A 15243-nucleotide genomic window follows, 5' to 3' on the forward strand; every position below is an offset into this window, starting at 1 on the left:
CCACTCGCCCTGGCGCATGGGCTCCGCCAGCACATCCGGCTACCCTCCGGGTGAATCGCGCTTCTCCTCCGCTCGCGCTAGGCGCAGTCTCCTGCTCATTTAACGATCAATCCGCCAGAGACCCCGCCGTCCGGCCGCCCAAGCGTGAGCGAACAATTTTTCCACAGGGCTTTACACTCCCCTTGGGGAAAACCAGAAAAATATTCACAGGATGAAGAAAAAACCTGGCCTATTCTGGCTCTTCATCCCTTCCCGCCCGGCCTGACCATTTATTGACCAACTCCATGCAGGCCTTACCTTATAAGGCTTACAGAACTATCCATACAGGTTGTCCACAAGGCTTTCCAGGCCTTTTGTGAGCAACCCTGCGTTTGTGCACATGCCCCCTAAAGCAAGCCGGCAGCCTGTTGACAGAAAATCCGCTCAATTCTTGACCAATAGCCTGGAAGGCGCGGGCCCTCTGGCTCCCAGCATTCTATAAACAGGCTCTGCACACTGACCTCAACAGGAATTGGGGGAAATTCCCGGCGGCGGCCGCAACCGCTGTTCCAGCGCCATCGGAGCGGGAGAATTTTGTCTTTTTCCTCAAGCCGTTACGTCCGCGCAGGGGGTTTGCGGCATTTGCCCCCACTTCGCTCCTTGCTTTTCTATCCACAGGCCTGTCTGGGTCCCGCAGGGACAATGCCCGTCACCGTTTCGTCAGCGCTTTTCACCTGAACCTTCATCGTCCTTTCACAAACGGCTGTTTTCGCTCAAAAACCGACCAACCTCCGAAGAGCCCGGCAGGGCGCCGCGCGGAAGCGACTGCGAACACGTTATTCACATTCGACTCCACAGTGTTTGTGGATTGGCCAGGTTCTCCTGGCATGGGAGTGGAACCGCGTGGATAAAGGCTTTCAACACCCCCGGCGGAGATAGGGAGGGTGTTGCCGGGGGCACTTTTGCATAGCTCCCGAACAGTTAGCCCACAGAGTTATCCACAGGAGATGAGGAAAGAGCGGCCGCCCCGGTTCATAGAGGCGGCCGAGAGCGGACTCAGGCGCCCATCACCAGGCGGATGTCCCGCGCCAGTTCGCGGACCCGCTCGATATCGGTATCCCAGGAACACATGAAACGCGCGCCACCTTCACCGATGAAGGTGTAGAAGCGCCAGCCGCGCGCGCGCAAGGCTTCGATCGCCGGCTCGGAAAGCTGCAGGAACACGCCGTTGGCTTCTACCGGGAACATCAGGCTGACGCCGGGAACGTCGGCCACCAGTTCGGCCAACAGCCGCGCGCAGCGGTTGGCGTGATCGGCGTAGCGCAGCCAGGCATCGTCCTGCAGTACGCCGACCCAGGGCGCGGCGAGGAAGCGCATCTTCGAGGCCAGTTGGCCGGCCTGCTTGCAGCGGTAGTCGAAGTCCTCCGCCAGGTCGCGGTTGAAGAACAGGATCGCCTCGCCCACCGCCATGCCGTTCTTGGTGCCGCCGAAGCAGAGCACGTCGACCCCGGCCTTCCAGCTCAGCTCCGCCGGCGAGCAGCCGAGGAAGGCGCAGGCGTTGGAGAAGCGCGCGCCGTCCATGTGCAGGTGCAGGCCGAGTTCCTTGCAGGTGGCGCTGATCGCCTTCAACTCGTCCGGGCGGTACACCGTGCCGACCTCGGTGGCCTGGGTGAGAGTCACCACGCGCGGCTTCGGATAGTGGATATCCTGGCGCTTGAGAGCGATGTCGCGGATCGACGCCGGGGTCAGCTTGCCGACCTCGGTCTGCGCCAGCAGCAGCTTGGAGCCGTTGGAGAAGAACTCCGGCGCGCCGCACTCGTCGGTCTCGACGTGGGCGGTCTCCGAGCAGATCACGCTGTGGTAGCTCTGGCACAGCGCGGCCAAGGCCAGGGAGTTGGCGGCGGTGCCGTTGAAGGCGAAGAACACTTCGCAATCGGTCTCGAACAACTGGCGGAAGTAGTCCGAAGCGCGCGCGGTCCACTGGTCGTCGCCATAGGCGCGCTCGTGGCCGCGGTTGGCTTCGGCCATCGCCGCCCAGGCTTCGGGGCAGATACCGGAATAGTTGTCGCTGGCGAACTGTTGGGTGTTATCGGTCATGTGGGCCTCGGATGGAACGGTTGCCGAGCCCTCGTGGGGCTCCGTGCGGTCGCGCCGGTACGGGTAGGTGCCGGCACAGTCTGTCAGGGTAGCTTGGTCAGCTTCATCTGCTCGACGAACGGCACCAGCACCTGGCGCATCGCCGTGGCGCTGCCGCCATTGGGCATGTCGCGGGTGCTGAGGGTCAGTACGTAGCGGTTCTTGATCACTCCGCTGAGGGTCGAGACGCCCTCCTCGCCCTTGGCCGGGACCATCACCCCCAACGGGTCGCCCATTCGCGTGGTATCGATCAGCGGCAGGTAGTCCTCGCCGCCGAAGCGCTCGGCGGTGCCGTTCTTCAGGGCGGTCTCGCGGGTCTTGTGGAGCAGGGTCAGGTTGGTCTGGGTCATCTCGCGCAGCTTGTCCTGCGCCGCCCGATAGGCCACCGCGTCGCCCTCGGTCGGCGGCGCCGGCAGGCCGGTGTCGGTGAGGACGATCTCCAGGCGCTTGCTGCCGTCGGCGGCGCCGAAGACCACGGTGGCATCGTTGTAGCCGCACTGGCGGGAGAGGAAGTCGTAGCCGAACAGTGGCTTGCCGGCCGGCGGCAAGGCCACTTCGAGTTCATGGCCGGTGCAGGAATCGGCCGGCAGCGCAGGCGCGGCGGCCTGCTTTTCATCGCCGCCCCCGCACCCTTGCAGGGATGCGCCGAGCAGCACGGCGGAAAGGAAGATCAGCGGGCGTTTCATGGTGTTCTCGCAAGACGAAGAGCACGCAGTTTAGCGCCAGCCCGGGGCGTTCCGCATCGGTTGCCGAATCCCACCGCCATGTCGCAAACGCACCTCCCCGTGGCGTGCATAGGCATCTGGGCCGGCAGGGCCGGTCATACCATCGCTGGCAAAGGGACTGCGTGTCCCGTTGCAGCCATTCCGGCGCGGTTCCGGCGCCGCAGGGAGACCCAGCGATGTTCAGCAAGCATGACCAGATCCGCGGCTACGACGACGAACTGCTCGCCGCGATGGACGCCGAAGAGGCCCGCCAGGAAGACCATCTCGAACTGATTGCCTCGGAGAACTACACCAGCAAGCGGGTCATGCAGGCGCAGGGCAGCGGCCTGACCAACAAATATGCCGAGGGCTATCCGGGCAAGCGCTACTACGGCGGCTGCGAACACGTCGACAAGGTCGAGCAGTTGGCCATCGACCGCGCCAGGCAGCTGTTCGGCGCCGACTACGCCAACGTCCAGCCGCATTCCGGTTCCTCGGCCAACGCCGCGGTGTACCTGGCGCTGCTCAACGCCGGCGACACCATCCTCGGCATGAGCCTGGCCCATGGCGGCCATCTCACCCATGGCGCCAAGGTGTCCTCCTCCGGCAAGCTGTACAACGCCGTGCAGTACGGCCTGGACACCGCTACCGGGCTGATCGACTACGACGAAGTCGAGCGCCTGGCCGTGGAGCATAAGCCGAAGATGATCGTCGCCGGCTTCTCCGCCTACTCCAAGACCCTCGACTTCCCGCGCTTCCGCGCCATCGCCGACAAGGTCGGCGCGCTGCTGTTCGTCGACATGGCCCACGTTGCCGGGCTGGTCGCTGCCGGCCTCTACCCGAACCCGATCCCCTTCGCCGACGTGGTCACCACCACCACCCACAAGACCCTGCGCGGCCCGCGCGGCGGCCTGATCCTGGCGCGCGCCAACGAGGAGATCGAGAAGAAGCTCAACTCCGCGGTATTTCCCGGCGCCCAGGGCGGCCCGCTGATGCACGTGATCGCGGCCAAGGCGGTGTGCTTCAAGGAAGCGCTGGAGCCGGGCTTCAAGGACTACCAGGCGCAGGTGATCCGCAACGCCAAGGCGATGGCCGAGGTGTTCATCGGGCGCGGCTACGACGTGGTTTCCGGCGGCACCGACAACCACCTGATGCTGATCAGCCTGGTGCGCCAGGGCCTGACCGGCAAGGAAGCCGACGCCGCCCTCGGCCGGGTCGGCATCACGGTGAACAAGAACGCCGTGCCGAACGATCCGCAGAGCCCGTTCGTCACCTCCGGCATCCGCATCGGCACCCCGGCCATCACCACCCGCGGGCTGCAGGAAGCGCAGAGCCGCGAACTGGCCGGCTGGATCTGCGACATCCTCGACCACCTCGGCGATGCCGACGTGGAAGCCAAGGTCGCCACCCAGGTCGCCGGTCTCTGCGCGGACTTCCCGGTCTATCGCTGAGCCCCCCGAAGACGGTCGGGGAGCCCGACGCGCCCCGGCCCAACCCTCTCCGCGGGAGAGGGAGCAACAGTTCAGGAGCATCCACATGCAACGCTACTCCGGCTTCGGCCTGTTAAAGCATTCACTGAGCCATCACGAGAACTGGCAACGCATGTGGCGCACGCCCACGCCGAAGCCGGTCTACGACGTGGTCATCGTCGGCGGCGGCGGGCACGGCCTGGCCACCGCCTACTACCTGGCCAAGGAACACGGCATCAGCAACGTGGCGGTAGTCGAGAAAGGTTGGCTGGGCGGCGGCAACACCGCGCGCAACACCACCATCGTGCGCTCCAACTACCTGTGGGACGAGTCCGCGCTGCTCTACGAACACGCGATGAAGCTGTGGGAGGGCCTGTCCCAGGACCTCAACTACAACGTGATGTTCTCCCAGCGCGGGGTCTACAACCTCTGCCACACCCTCCAGGACATGCGCGACGGCGAGCGCCGGGTCAGCGCCAACCGCCTCAACGGCGTCGACGGCGAATTGTTGAACGCGCAGCAGGTGGCGGAGGAGATTCCCTACCTGGACTGCAGCAAGAACACCCGCTACCCGATCATGGGCGCGACCATCCAGCGTCGCGGCGGCGTCGCCCGCCATGATGCGGTGGCCTGGGGCTTCGCCCGCGCCGCCGATGCCCTCGGCGTGGACCTGATCCAGCAGACCGAAGTCACCGGCTTCCGCAAGCAGGACGGCGCGGTGATCGGCGTCGAGACCAACCGCGGCTTCATCGGCGCGCGTCGTGTCGGGGTGGTCACCGCCGGCAACTCCGGGCACATGGCCAGGCTCGCCGGCTTCCGCCTGCCGCTGGAGTCGCACCCGTTGCAGGCGCTGGTCTCCGAGCCGCTGAAGCCGATCATCGACAGCGTGATCATGTCCAACGCCGTGCATGGCTACATCAGCCAGTCGGACAAAGGCGACCTGGTCATCGGCGCCGGCATCGACGGCTACAACGGCTACGGCCAGCGCGGCTCGTACCCGGTGATCGAGCACACCCTGCAAGCCATCGTCGAGATGTTCCCGGTGCTCTCGCGGGTACGCATGAACCGCCAGTGGGGCGGCATCGTCGACACCACCCCGGACGCCTGCCCGATCATCGGCAAGACTCCGGTGCAGAACCTGTTCTTCAACTGCGGCTGGGGCACCGGCGGCTTCAAGGCCACTCCCGGCTCCGGAAACGTCTTCGCCGCCACCCTGGCCAAGGGCGAACCGCATCCGCTGGCCGCGCCCTTCTCCATCGAACGCTTCCACAGCGGTGCGCTGATCGACGAGCACGGCGCGGCGGCAGTGGCGCACTGACAAAAGCCGCCCGAAGGGCGAAATCCGCTGCCCCTCGCCCTTCAGGGAGAGGGTGCCGGTCAACCGGCAAGAACAGTTTCCGGAGGCTACAAAATGCTGAATATCTTCTGCCCCCACTGCGGCGAACTGCGTTCCGAAGAGGAATTCCACGCCAAGGGTCAGGCCCACATCCCGCGCCCGCTCGACCCGAACGCCTGCAGCGACGAGGAATGGGGCGACTACATGTTCTTCCGCGACAACCCGCGCGGCCTCCATCACGAGCTGTGGGTGCACGCCGCCGGCTGCCGCAAGTACTTCAACGTCACCCGCCATACGGTGACCTACGAGATCCTCGAGACCTACCTGATCGGCGAGCAGCCCAGCGTCGTCGCCGACGGTGAGAAGAAACCCGCCGTACAAGGGGAACCGGCATGAGCCAGATCAATCGCCTGTCCAGCGGCGGCCGCATCGACCGCAACCGCCCGCTGACCTTCAGCTTCAACGGCCAGCACTACCAGGGCTATGCCGGCGACACCCTGGCCGCCGCGCTGCTGGCCAACGGCGTCGACATCGTCGGCCGCAGCTTCAAGTACTCGCGGGCGCGCGGCATCGTCGCCGCCGGCGCCGAGGAGCCCAACGCGATCCTGCAGATCGGCTCCCGCGAAGCCACCCAGATCCCCAACGTACGCGCCACCCAGCAGGCGCTCTACGGCGGCCTGGTGGCCACCAGCACCAACGGCTGGCCGAATGTGCAGAACGACCTGATGGGAATCTTCGGCAAGGTCGGCGGCAAGCTGATGCCGCCCGGTTTCTACTACAAGACCTTCATGTACCCGCAGTCGATGTGGATGACCTACGAGAAGTACATCCGCAAGGCCGCCGGCCTTGGCCGCGCGCCGACCGAGGTCGATCCGGACAGCTACGACTGGATGAACCACCACTGCGACGTGCTGGTGGTCGGCGGCGGCCCGGCCGGCCTGGCCGCCGCCCTCGCCGCCGCTCGCAGCGGCGCGCGGGTGATTCTCGCCGACGAGCAGGAAGAGTTCGGCGGCAGCCTGCTGGACACCCGCGAGACCCTCGACGGCAAGCCCGCCGCCGAGTGGGTCGCGGACGCCGTGGCCGAGCTGCAAGGCCTGCCGGAAGTCATCCTGCTACCGCGCTCCACGGTCAACGGCTACCACGACCACAACTTCCTCACCATCCACGAGCGGCGCACCGACCACCTCGGCGAGGTCGCCCCGCTCGGCCAGGTCCGCCAGCGCGTGCACCGCGTACGCGCCAAGCGCGTGGTACTGGCCGCCGGCGCCCATGAGCGGCCGCTGGTCTACGGCAACAACGACCTGCCCGGCAACATGCTCGCCGGCGCGGTTTCCACCTATGTACGGCGCTACGGCGTGGCACCGGGCAAGAAACTGGTGCTGGCCACCAACAACGACTACGCCTACCGCGTCGCCCTCGACTGGCAGGAAGCCGGCCTGCAAGTGGTGGCCATCGCCGACGCCCGGGCCAATCCGCGCGGCGAGTGGGTCGAGGAAGCACGCCAACGCGGTATGCGGGTGATCACTGGCAGTTCGGTGATCGAGGCTCGCGGCGGCAAGCGGGTCAGCGGCGCCAAGGTCGCCCGGATCGACCTGCAGGCCATGCGCGCCAGCGGCGGCGAATGGCTGGACTGCGACCTGATCGCCAGCTCCGGCGGCTACAGCCCGGTCGTGCACCTGGCCTCGCACCTGGGCGGCAAGCCGGAATGGCGCGAGGAAATCCTCGCCTTCGTCCCCGGCGAAGGCCTGCAGAAGCGCATCTGCGCCGGCGCCGTGAACGGCGTGTTCGGGCTCGCCGAGGTGCTCGCCGACGGCTACCAGGCCGGGAGTCGCGCCGCCCTCGACGCCGGCTACAAGACCGCCGCCGGCAGCCTGCCGAAGGTCCAGCCGCGCCGCGAGGAAGCGTCCGTCGCGCTGTTCCAGGTGCCCCACGAGAAGCCCACGGCACGCGCACCGAAGCAGTTCGTCGATCCGCAGAACGACGTCACCGCCGCCGCCATCGAACTGGCCTGCCGCGAGGGCTTCGAGTCCATCGAGCACGTCAAGCGCTACACCGCGCTGGGCTTCGGCACCGACCAGGGCAAGCTGGGCAACATCAACGGCCTGGCGATCGCCGCGCGGGCCCAGGGCAAGAGCATCGCCGACACCGGCACCACCATGTTCCGTCCGAACTACACCCCGGTGACCTTCGGCGCCGTCGCCGGCCGCCACTGCGGGCACCTGTTCGAACCGGTGCGCTTCACCGCCCTGCACGCCTGGCACGTGAAGAACGGCGCCGAGTTCGAAGACGTCGGCCAGTGGAAGCGGCCGTGGTACTTCCCGCGCCGGGGCGAGGACATGCACGCCGCCGTGGCCCGCGAATGCCGCGCGGTGCGCGAGGCGGTCGGCCTGCTCGACGCCTCGACCCTGGGCAAGATCGACATCCAGGGCCCGGACGCGCGGGAGTTCCTCAACCGGGTCTACACCAACGCCTGGACCAAGCTCGACGTCGGCAAGGCGCGCTACGGCCTGATGTGCAAGGAAGACGGGATGGTCTTCGACGACGGCGTGACCGCCTGCCTGGCCGACAACCACTTCGTCATGACCACCACCACCGGCGGCGCCGCCCGCGTACTGGAGTGGCTGGAGCTGTACCACCAGACCGAATGGCCGGAGCTGAAGGTGTACTTCACCTCGGTCACCGACCACTACGCGACCCTCACCCTGTCTGGCCCGAACAGCCGCAAGCTGCTCGCCGAAGTCACCGACATCGACCTGGACAAGGATGCCTTCCCCTTCATGACCTGGAAGGAAGGCAAGGTCGCCGGGGTGCCGGCGCGGGTGTTCCGCATCTCCTTCACCGGCGAGCTGAGCTACGAGGTGAACGTCCAGGCCGACTACGCCATGGGCGTGCTCGAAGCGCTCGCCGAGCACGGCGCGAAGTACGGCCTGACGCCCTACGGCACCGAGACCATGCACGTCCTGCGCGCCGAGAAGGGCTTCATCATCGTCGGCCAGGACACCGATGCCTCGGTCACCCCGGACGATCTCAACATGGGCTGGGCGGTGGGCCGCAGCAAGCCGTTCTCCTGGATCGGCTGGCGCGGCATGAACCGCGCCGACTGCCTGCGCGAGGATCGCAAGCAACTGGTCGGACTCAGGCCGAGCAACCCGCAGGAGGTACTGCCCGAAGGCGCGCAACTGGTGTTCGACACCCAGCAGGCGATCCCGATGAAGATGGTCGGCCACGTCACCTCCAGCTACATGAGCGCCAGCCTCGGCCACGGCTTCGCCCTGGCGGTGGTGAAAGGCGGCCTCAAGCGCATGGGCCAGAAGGTCTACGCGCCGCTGGCGGACGGCCGCTTCATCGAGGCGGAGATCTGTTCCTCGGTGTTCTACGACCCGAAAGGGGAACGGCAGAACGTGGATTGACCGGAGAGGGGCTCGCCCCTCTCCCCGGCCCTCTCCCCGAAGGGAGAAGGCAGACAGGCTACCAGGGCGCGCGGCGCCCCAAGGTGAAAACGAATGAGCAAGGCAAACGTCTACCAGCAACGCCCCGAACCCGGCGTCCACGCCGAATCGCCGCTGCACCATGCCGAGCTGCACAAGCTCGCCGGCAAGACCGCCGCGAAGGCCGGTATCGTCCTGCGCGAGAAGAAGCTGCTCGGCCACCTGGTGCTGCGCGGCGATGCCGCCGACCCGGCCTTCGCCGCCGCCGTGCACCAGGCCCTCGGCCTGGAACTGCCGGTGGCCCTGACCCTGGTCGCCAGCGGCGAGACCTCGCTGCAATGGCTGGCCCCGGACGAATGGTTGCTGATCGTCCCCGGCGGCGAGGAATATGCCGTCGAACAGCGCCTGCGCCAGGCCCTGGGCGAGGAGCTGCACTACGCGGTGGTCAACGTCAGCGGCGGGCAGACACTGCTCGAACTGAGCGGAGCGAACGTCCGCGAACTGCTGATGAAATCCACCAGCTACGACGTGCATCCGAGCAACTTCCCGGTGGGCAAGGCGGTCGGCAGCATCTTCGCCAAGTCGCAATGCGTGATCCGCCATACCGGCGAGGACACCTGGGAGCTGGTCGTGCGCCGCAGCTTCGCCGACTACTTCTGGCTCTGGTTGCAGGACGCCAGCGCCGAATACGGCCTGCAGGTAGCGGCATGAGCAGCCTTCCCCTCTCCCCGAGAGGGGATACCGGACCCGGAGCCTCGCGATGAGCCGTACCCCCGACACCTGGATCCTCACCGCCGACAGTCCCAGCCTGCTGGGCACCGTCGACGTGGTGACGCGCTACCTCTTCGAGCAGCGCTGCTACGTCACCGAGCACCACTCGTTCGACGACCGCCTGGCGCAACGCTTCTTCATCCGCGTGGAGTTCCGCGCCGGCGACGGCTTCGACGAAGCCTCCTTCCGCGCCGGACTGGCCGAACGGGTGGCACCGTTCGGCATGCGTACCGAGCTGACCGCGCCGGGCTACCGCAGCCAGGTGGCGATCATGGTTTCCAAGGCCGACCACTGCCTGAACGACCTGCTCTACCGCCAGCGCATCGGCCAGTTGCCGATGGACGTGGTGGCGGTGATTTCCAATCACCCGGACCTGGAGCCGCTGGCGCGCTGGCACGGCATTCCCTACCACCACTTCCCGCTCGACCCGAACGACAAGCCGGCCCAGGAAGCCAGGGTCTGGCAGGTGCTCGAAGAGAGTGGCGCCGAGCTGGTGATCCTCGCTCGCTACATGCAGGTGCTGTCGCCGGAACTGTGCCGGCGCCTGGACGGCTGGGCGATCAACATCCATCACTCCCTGCTGCCCGGCTTCAAGGGCGCCAAGCCGTACCACCAGGCCTACCAGAAGGGCGTGAAGCTGGTCGGCGCCACCGCCCACTACATCAACAACGACCTCGACGAAGGGCCGATCATCGCCCAGGGCGTCGAGACGGTCGACCACGCCCACTACCCCGAGGACCTGATCGCCAAGGGCCGCGACATCGAGTGCCTGACCCTGGCACGGGCGGTGGGCTACCACATCGAGCGGAGGGTATTCCTCAACGCCAATCGGACCGTGGTGCTGTAAGCGCGCCCTCTCTTCCCAACCCTCGCTGAAGGAAGAGGGCCAGGGAGAGGGGCGCTTCCCACGGCCTCGCGTCCCGAGCAACACCGACAGCCCGCCGGCTGCCAGCATTCTCCGGCCCTGTCGCGCAACAGACGACTTTCCAGTGCAAAGCCACGCGGCCGTGGACGCCGCGCATTTGTACCCACAACGACAAAGAGGAAACGCGTATGTCTGGCAATCGTGGTGTGGTCTATCTCGGCCCGGGCAAGGTCGAGGTGCAGAACATTCCCTATCCGAAGATGCAGGACCCGCAGGGCCGGCAGATCGACCACGGGGTGATCCTGCGGGTGGTCTCCACCAACATCTGCGGCTCCGACCAGCACATGGTGCGCGGCCGCACCACCGCGCCGGAAGGCCTGGTGCTGGGCCACGAGATCACCGGCGAGGTGGTGGAGATCGGGCGTGGCGTGGAAACCATGAAGATCGGCGACCTGGTCTCGGTACCGTTCAACGTCGCCTGCGGCCACTGCCGTACCTGCAAGGAACAGCACACCGGCGTCTGCCTGACGGTCAATCCGGCGCGTGCCGGCGGCGCCTACGGCTACGTCGACATGGGTGGCTGGGTCGGCGGCCAGGCCGAATACGTGCTGGTGCCCTACGCCGACTTCAACCTGCTGAAACTGCCCAACCGCGAAGCGGCGATGGAGAAGATCCGCGACCTGACCTGCCTTTCGGACATCCTCCCCACCGGCTACCACGGCGCGGTCACCGCCGGCGTCGGCCCGGGCAGCACGGTCTACATCGCCGGCGCCGGTCCGGTCGGCCTGGCCGCGGCGGCCTCGGCACGCCTGCTCGGCGCGGCGGTGGTGATCGTCGGCGACGTCAACCCGACCCGCCTGGCCCACGCCAAGAAACAGGGCTTCGAGATCGCCGACCTGTCCAAGGACACCCCGCTGCACGAACAGATCGCCGCTCTGCTGGGCGAGCCGGAGGTCGACTGCGCGGTCGATGCGGTCGGTTTCGAGGCGCGCGGCCACGGCCATTCGGGCTCGCAGCAGGAAGCCCCGGCCACCGTGCTCAACTCGCTGATGGGCATCACCCGGGTCGCCGGCAAGATCGGCATTCCCGGCCTGTACGTCACCGAAGACCCGGGCGCAGTGGACGCGGCCGCCAAGCACGGCGCCCTGAGCATCCGCTTCGGCCTGGGCTGGGCCAAGTCGCACAGCTTCCATACCGGCCAGACCCCGGTGATGAAGTACAACCGCCAGCTGATGCAGGCGATCATGTGGGACCGGATCAAGATCGCCGACATCGTCGGGGTGGAAGTCATCACCCTCGACGATGCGCCGAAAGGCTATGGCGAGTTCGACGCCGGGGTGCCGAAGAAATTCGTCATCGACCCACACAACCTGTTCCGCGCGGCCTGAACCTCCGGCAACAACCGACGCGGCCCACGGGCCGCGTCGTCGTTGGCGCCATCCGGGGGAACTGCCGGCGATAAAATGGATCGGTGATACTGCTGCCATCCATTCGCCTCCCGGAGACCGCCATGAACACCGATAGCCCGATCAACCGCGTCGAACAGGTACAGGTCGACGACCTGGCCTGCTGGCGCATCCACACCACCCATGGCGAGGCGCTGATCGCCCAGCAGGGCGCGCAACTGCTCAGCTACCAGCCCCACGAACAGCCGCCGCTGGTCTGGCTCAGCGACGAGGCCGGCTACCGGCGCGGGCAGTCGGTACGCGGCGGGGTGCCGGTGTGCTGGCCGTGGTTCGGTCCGCTGGAGCGCAACCCGCAGGAAGTCCGCGGCCAGGTGGAAGATGGCCTGAAGGCGCCCGCCCACGGGCTGGTCCGGGCGGTCGACTGGGAAATCGACGACATCGCCGAGGAGGACGGCGACCTCTGCGTCAGCTTCCGCCTCGACGCCCCCGATGGCCTCCCCGGCTGGCCGCACCCGGCGGCGCTGCGCATGCTGTTCCGCTTCGGCGAGCGCCTGACCCTGCGACTCACCAGCGAGAACCTCGGCAGCAAGCCGCTGGTGCTCAGCCAGGCACTGCACACCTACTTCGCGGTCAGCGACAGCCGCGAGATCGCCATCGAGGGCCTGGAAGGCGCGCGCTACATCGAGACCCTGGAGAACTGGGAAGAACGCACTCAGCACGGCGCGGTACGGGTCAAGGGCGAACTGGATCGCATCTACCTCGGTCTCGAACGCGACCTGCTGATCAAGGACCCGCGCTGGGAACGCAGCATCCACCTGCACGCCCTCGACTCGCGCTCGGCGGTGGTCTGGAACCCCTGGGTGGACAAGTCCCGGCGTCTCTCGCAGTTCGCCGACGACGCCTGGCAGCAGATGCTCTGCATCGAGACCGGGCGGGTCTGGGACGACCTCATGGTGGTCGCCCCCGGGCGCAGCGAAAGCTTTGGCGTGCAGATCTGGAGCGAGCCGCTGAAACGACCCTGAGCGGGTCGGCGAGCGGACGGCGCGGCTCGCATCGTCCGCCATGGACCGTTGCGCAGGTGCCTGCCCTACAGGTCCGCTTCCTCCACCACCTTCACCCGCGCCTTGTCGATGGCGTAGGCGGCATCGGCCAGGTCATTGCTCACCTGCTCGATCTTCAGCGTGCCGCTGACCCACAGCGGGGTGTAGATATCGGTCAGCTTCAGCCCCTGTGGATAACGCACCAGGACGATCTGGTTCGGCGGCGGCGGCGGCACGTGGATGCAGGCGCCCGGATAGGGCACCAGGAAGAATTCGGTGACGCGGCCCTTGGCGTCGTTCTCCAGCGGCACCGGGTAGCCGCCGAGGCGGACCGCCTTGCCATCCAGGCTGGCGACGGTCTTGGCCGAATACATCACCGCCGGCATCTTCCGGTCCGACTGCTTCAGGCCCCCCTTGCTGGTGAAGGTGCCGGCGGCCTCCGGGGTGTCGTGGACGATGTCGGGCATTTCTTCCAGCGCCTTGCGGTCGGCCGGCGGCATCAGTTCCAGCCAGTCGGTCTCGGGCAGTTCGGCGTGGACCAGGGGTGAGGACAACAGGGCGAGCAGCAACAGGCGGGCGAACGGGAAGCGGCGCATGATGGCGGGAATACCGGCGAAGTGAGGAAACGCCGGCCCCGCGGGGGCCGGCCAGAGCCATCAATTCTTCTTGATCAGGCCGTAAATGACCAGCAGTACGACGGCGCCGACCACCGCGCCGATGAAACCGGCCGCCTGGCCAGCCTGGTAGAAGCCGATCGCCTGGCCGCCGTAGGTGGCCAGCAGCGAACCGCCGATGCCGAGCAGGATGGTCATGATCCAGCCCATGCTGTCGTCACCTGGCTTCAGAAAGCGTGCAACGAGACCAACGATCAGTCCGACGATGATGGTTCCGATTAATCCCATGACAGTCCCTCCTTACGGGTGTATGCGCATGTATTGCGCCTGCCATGGGACAGTGTAGAAAAGCCTTGGGTTCAGTGCCGCCCGCCAACCCAAGGATGGGCGGGCGGCAATCGCTCACGCCTCGATCAGCGCCTCGACCTCGGCGATGCGCGCCTGCAGCGTCGCCCGGTCGGCACAACGCAGGGTGGCGTGGCCGACCTTGCGGCCGTTCTTGAAGGCCTTGCCGTAGTGATGCAGGTGGCAGTCGGCGACGGCGACCACCTGAGCCACCGGGGGGACCGCGCCGATGAAATTGAGCATCGCGCTCTCGCCGACCTTGGCGGTCGAGCCCAGCGGCAGGCCGGCGACGGCGCGCAAGTGGTTCTCGAACTGGCTGCACTCGGCGCCTTCGATGGTCCAGTGCCCGGAGTTGTGCACGCGCGGGGCGATCTCGTTGGCCTTCAGGCCGCCGTCCACCTCGAAGAACTCGAAGGCCAGCACGCCGACGTAGTCTAGCCGGGCCAGCACGCGGCCCACGTAGTCCTCGGCCAGCGCCTGCAACGGATGCCCGCTGCTGGCCACGGAGAGCTTGAGGATGCCGCTGTCGTGGGTGTTGTGCACCAGCGGGTAGAAACGCGTCTCGCCATCGCGAGCGCGCACCGCCACCAGCGAGACTTCCCCGGTGAACGGCACGAAGCCCTCGAGGATGCACGGCACGCTGCCCAGTTCGGCGAACGCGCCCTGCACGTCGGCCGGCTGGCGCAGGACCTTCTGGCCCTTGCCGTCGTAGCCCAGGGTGCGGGTCTTGAGCACCGCCGGCAGGCCGATGGCGGCTGCGGCGGCATCGAGGTCGGCCTGGGACTGGACGTCGGCGAAGTCAGGAGTGGGAATGCCGAGGTCCTTGAACATCGACTTCTCGAACCAGCGGTCGCGGGCGATGCGCAGCGACTCGGCGTTCGGGTAGACCGGCACGAACTGGGAGAGGAAGGCCACGGTTTCCGCCGGCACGCTCTCGAACTCGAAGGTCACCAGGTCGACCTCGTCGGCCAGTTGCCGCAGGTGCTCCTGGTCGCCGTAGTCGGCGCGGATGTGCTCGCCCAGGGAGGCCGCGCAGGCGTCCGGCGCCGGGTCGAGGAAAGCGAAGTTCATGCCCAGCGGGGTTCCCGCCAGGGCCAGCATGCGGCCCAGCTGGCCGCCACCGATGACACCGATTTTCATGGTTCGAGCC

At 67.1% G+C, this 15243-nt stretch carries 13 protein-coding genes; 8 read left to right on the top strand and 5 right to left on the bottom strand.

What is annotated here, in order from left to right; genetic code table 11:
• Positions 1–1035: 1035 nt before the first annotated feature.
• Both VQ065_RS30975 and VQ065_RS30980 read right to left on the bottom strand, forming a co-directional pair.
• On the bottom strand, positions 1036–2076 hold the full coding sequence (locus VQ065_RS30975) for a threonine aldolase family protein (RefSeq protein WP_003096773.1): 1041 nt from the start codon (positions 2074–2076) through the stop codon (positions 1036–1038).
• Positions 2077–2159: 83 nt separating this feature from the next.
• Positions 2160–2801: a hypothetical protein gene (locus VQ065_RS30980; protein WP_003096775.1), complete on the bottom strand. Its 642-nt coding sequence runs from the start codon at positions 2799–2801 to the stop codon at positions 2160–2162.
• A 215-nt stretch (positions 2802–3016) separates the two neighbouring features.
• Here VQ065_RS30980 and glyA point away from each other — a divergent pair, with 215 nt between their 5' ends.
• The 8 genes from glyA to VQ065_RS31020 all read left to right on the top strand — a co-directional run bounded on the left by glyA (position 3017) and on the right by VQ065_RS31020 (position 13116).
• Positions 3017–4270 (top strand): serine hydroxymethyltransferase, encoded by a 1254-nt coding sequence (gene glyA / locus VQ065_RS30985; protein WP_003117183.1) that lies wholly within the window; start codon positions 3017–3019, stop codon positions 4268–4270.
• 85 nt (positions 4271–4355) lie between these two features.
• Positions 4356–5606: a sarcosine oxidase subunit beta gene (locus tag VQ065_RS30990; protein WP_003096779.1), complete on the top strand. Its 1251-nt coding sequence runs from the start codon at positions 4356–4358 to the stop codon at positions 5604–5606.
• A 93-nt stretch (positions 5607–5699) separates the two neighbouring features.
• Positions 5700–6020, top strand: coding sequence for a sarcosine oxidase subunit delta (locus tag VQ065_RS30995; RefSeq protein ID WP_003096781.1), 321 nt, complete (start codon positions 5700–5702; stop codon positions 6018–6020).
• Positions 6017–9034 carry a sarcosine oxidase subunit alpha gene (locus VQ065_RS31000; protein ID WP_003162069.1) on the top strand — a complete coding sequence of 1006 codons (3018 nt, stop codon included), beginning with the start codon at positions 6017–6019 and terminating at the stop codon, positions 9032–9034. Before VQ065_RS30995 ends, VQ065_RS31000 begins: the two co-directional genes overlap by 4 nt.
• A 93-nt stretch (positions 9035–9127) precedes the next feature.
• Positions 9128–9763 (top strand): sarcosine oxidase subunit gamma, encoded by a 636-nt coding sequence (soxG, locus tag VQ065_RS31005; protein ID WP_003096784.1) that lies wholly within the window; start codon positions 9128–9130, stop codon positions 9761–9763.
• Between the two features lie 49 nt (positions 9764–9812).
• Positions 9813–10670, top strand: coding sequence for a formyltetrahydrofolate deformylase (locus VQ065_RS31010; RefSeq protein WP_003096786.1), 858 nt, complete (start codon positions 9813–9815; stop codon positions 10668–10670).
• A 206-nt stretch (positions 10671–10876) separates the two neighbouring features.
• A complete protein-coding gene (fdhA, locus tag VQ065_RS31015; RefSeq protein ID WP_003096788.1) occupies positions 10877–12076 on the top strand; it encodes a formaldehyde dehydrogenase, glutathione-independent in 1200 nt (399 codons plus the stop codon).
• 83 nt (positions 12077–12159) lie between these two features.
• A complete protein-coding gene (locus VQ065_RS31020; protein WP_073660162.1) occupies positions 12160–13116 on the top strand; it encodes a D-hexose-6-phosphate mutarotase in 957 nt (318 codons plus the stop codon).
• Between the two features lie 65 nt (positions 13117–13181).
• Here the strand turns inward: VQ065_RS31020 and VQ065_RS31025 are convergent, their stop codons facing one another.
• The 3 genes from VQ065_RS31025 to VQ065_RS31035 all read right to left on the bottom strand — a co-directional run bounded on the left by VQ065_RS31025 (position 13182) and on the right by VQ065_RS31035 (position 15233).
• Positions 13182–13730, bottom strand: a complete 549-nt coding sequence (locus tag VQ065_RS31025) for a DUF3299 domain-containing protein (protein WP_003096792.1) — start codon at positions 13728–13730, stop codon at positions 13182–13184.
• A 60-nt stretch (positions 13731–13790) separates the two neighbouring features.
• Entirely contained in the window at positions 13791–14036 is a 246-nt protein-coding gene (locus tag VQ065_RS31030) for a GlsB/YeaQ/YmgE family stress response membrane protein (protein WP_003096795.1), read from the bottom strand.
• A gap of 114 nt (positions 14037–14150) precedes the next feature.
• Positions 14151–15233, bottom strand: coding sequence for a 5-(carboxyamino)imidazole ribonucleotide synthase (locus tag VQ065_RS31035; RefSeq protein WP_003096798.1), 1083 nt, complete (start codon positions 15231–15233; stop codon positions 14151–14153).
• Positions 15234–15243 lie beyond the last annotated feature (10 nt).

The organism is Pseudomonas sp. KBN10P06128 (assembly GCF_037574945.1).
Lineage (GTDB): Bacteria > Pseudomonadota > Gammaproteobacteria > Pseudomonadales > Pseudomonadaceae > Pseudomonas > Pseudomonas aeruginosa.

Excerpts from the sequence above, each read along its gene's own strand:
- soxG (WP_003096784.1), top strand. The coding sequence starts at position 9,128 with ATGAGCAAGGCAAACGTCTACCAGCAACGCCCCGAACCCGGCGTCCAC.
- VQ065_RS30995 (WP_003096781.1), top strand. The coding sequence starts at position 5,700 with ATGCTGAATATCTTCTGCCCCCACTGCGGCGAACTGCGTTCCGAAGAG.
- glyA (WP_003117183.1), top strand. The coding sequence starts at position 3,017 with ATGTTCAGCAAGCATGACCAGATCCGCGGCTACGACGACGAACTGCTC.
- VQ065_RS30980 (WP_003096775.1), bottom strand. The coding sequence starts at position 2,801 with ATGAAACGCCCGCTGATCTTCCTTTCCGCCGTGCTGCTCGGCGCATCC.
- VQ065_RS31010 (WP_003096786.1), top strand. The coding sequence starts at position 9,813 with ATGAGCCGTACCCCCGACACCTGGATCCTCACCGCCGACAGTCCCAGC.
- VQ065_RS31000 (WP_003162069.1), top strand. The coding sequence starts at position 6,017 with ATGAGCCAGATCAATCGCCTGTCCAGCGGCGGCCGCATCGACCGCAAC.
- VQ065_RS30990 (WP_003096779.1), top strand. The coding sequence starts at position 4,356 with ATGCAACGCTACTCCGGCTTCGGCCTGTTAAAGCATTCACTGAGCCAT.
- VQ065_RS30975 (WP_003096773.1), bottom strand. The coding sequence starts at position 2,076 with ATGACCGATAACACCCAACAGTTCGCCAGCGACAACTATTCCGGTATC.
- VQ065_RS31030 (WP_003096795.1), bottom strand. The coding sequence starts at position 14,036 with ATGGGATTAATCGGAACCATCATCGTCGGACTGATCGTTGGTCTCGTT.
- VQ065_RS31035 (WP_003096798.1), bottom strand. The coding sequence starts at position 15,233 with ATGAAAATCGGTGTCATCGGTGGCGGCCAGCTGGGCCGCATGCTGGCC.
- VQ065_RS31025 (WP_003096792.1), bottom strand. The coding sequence starts at position 13,730 with ATGCGCCGCTTCCCGTTCGCCCGCCTGTTGCTGCTCGCCCTGTTGTCC.
- fdhA (WP_003096788.1), top strand. The coding sequence starts at position 10,877 with ATGTCTGGCAATCGTGGTGTGGTCTATCTCGGCCCGGGCAAGGTCGAG.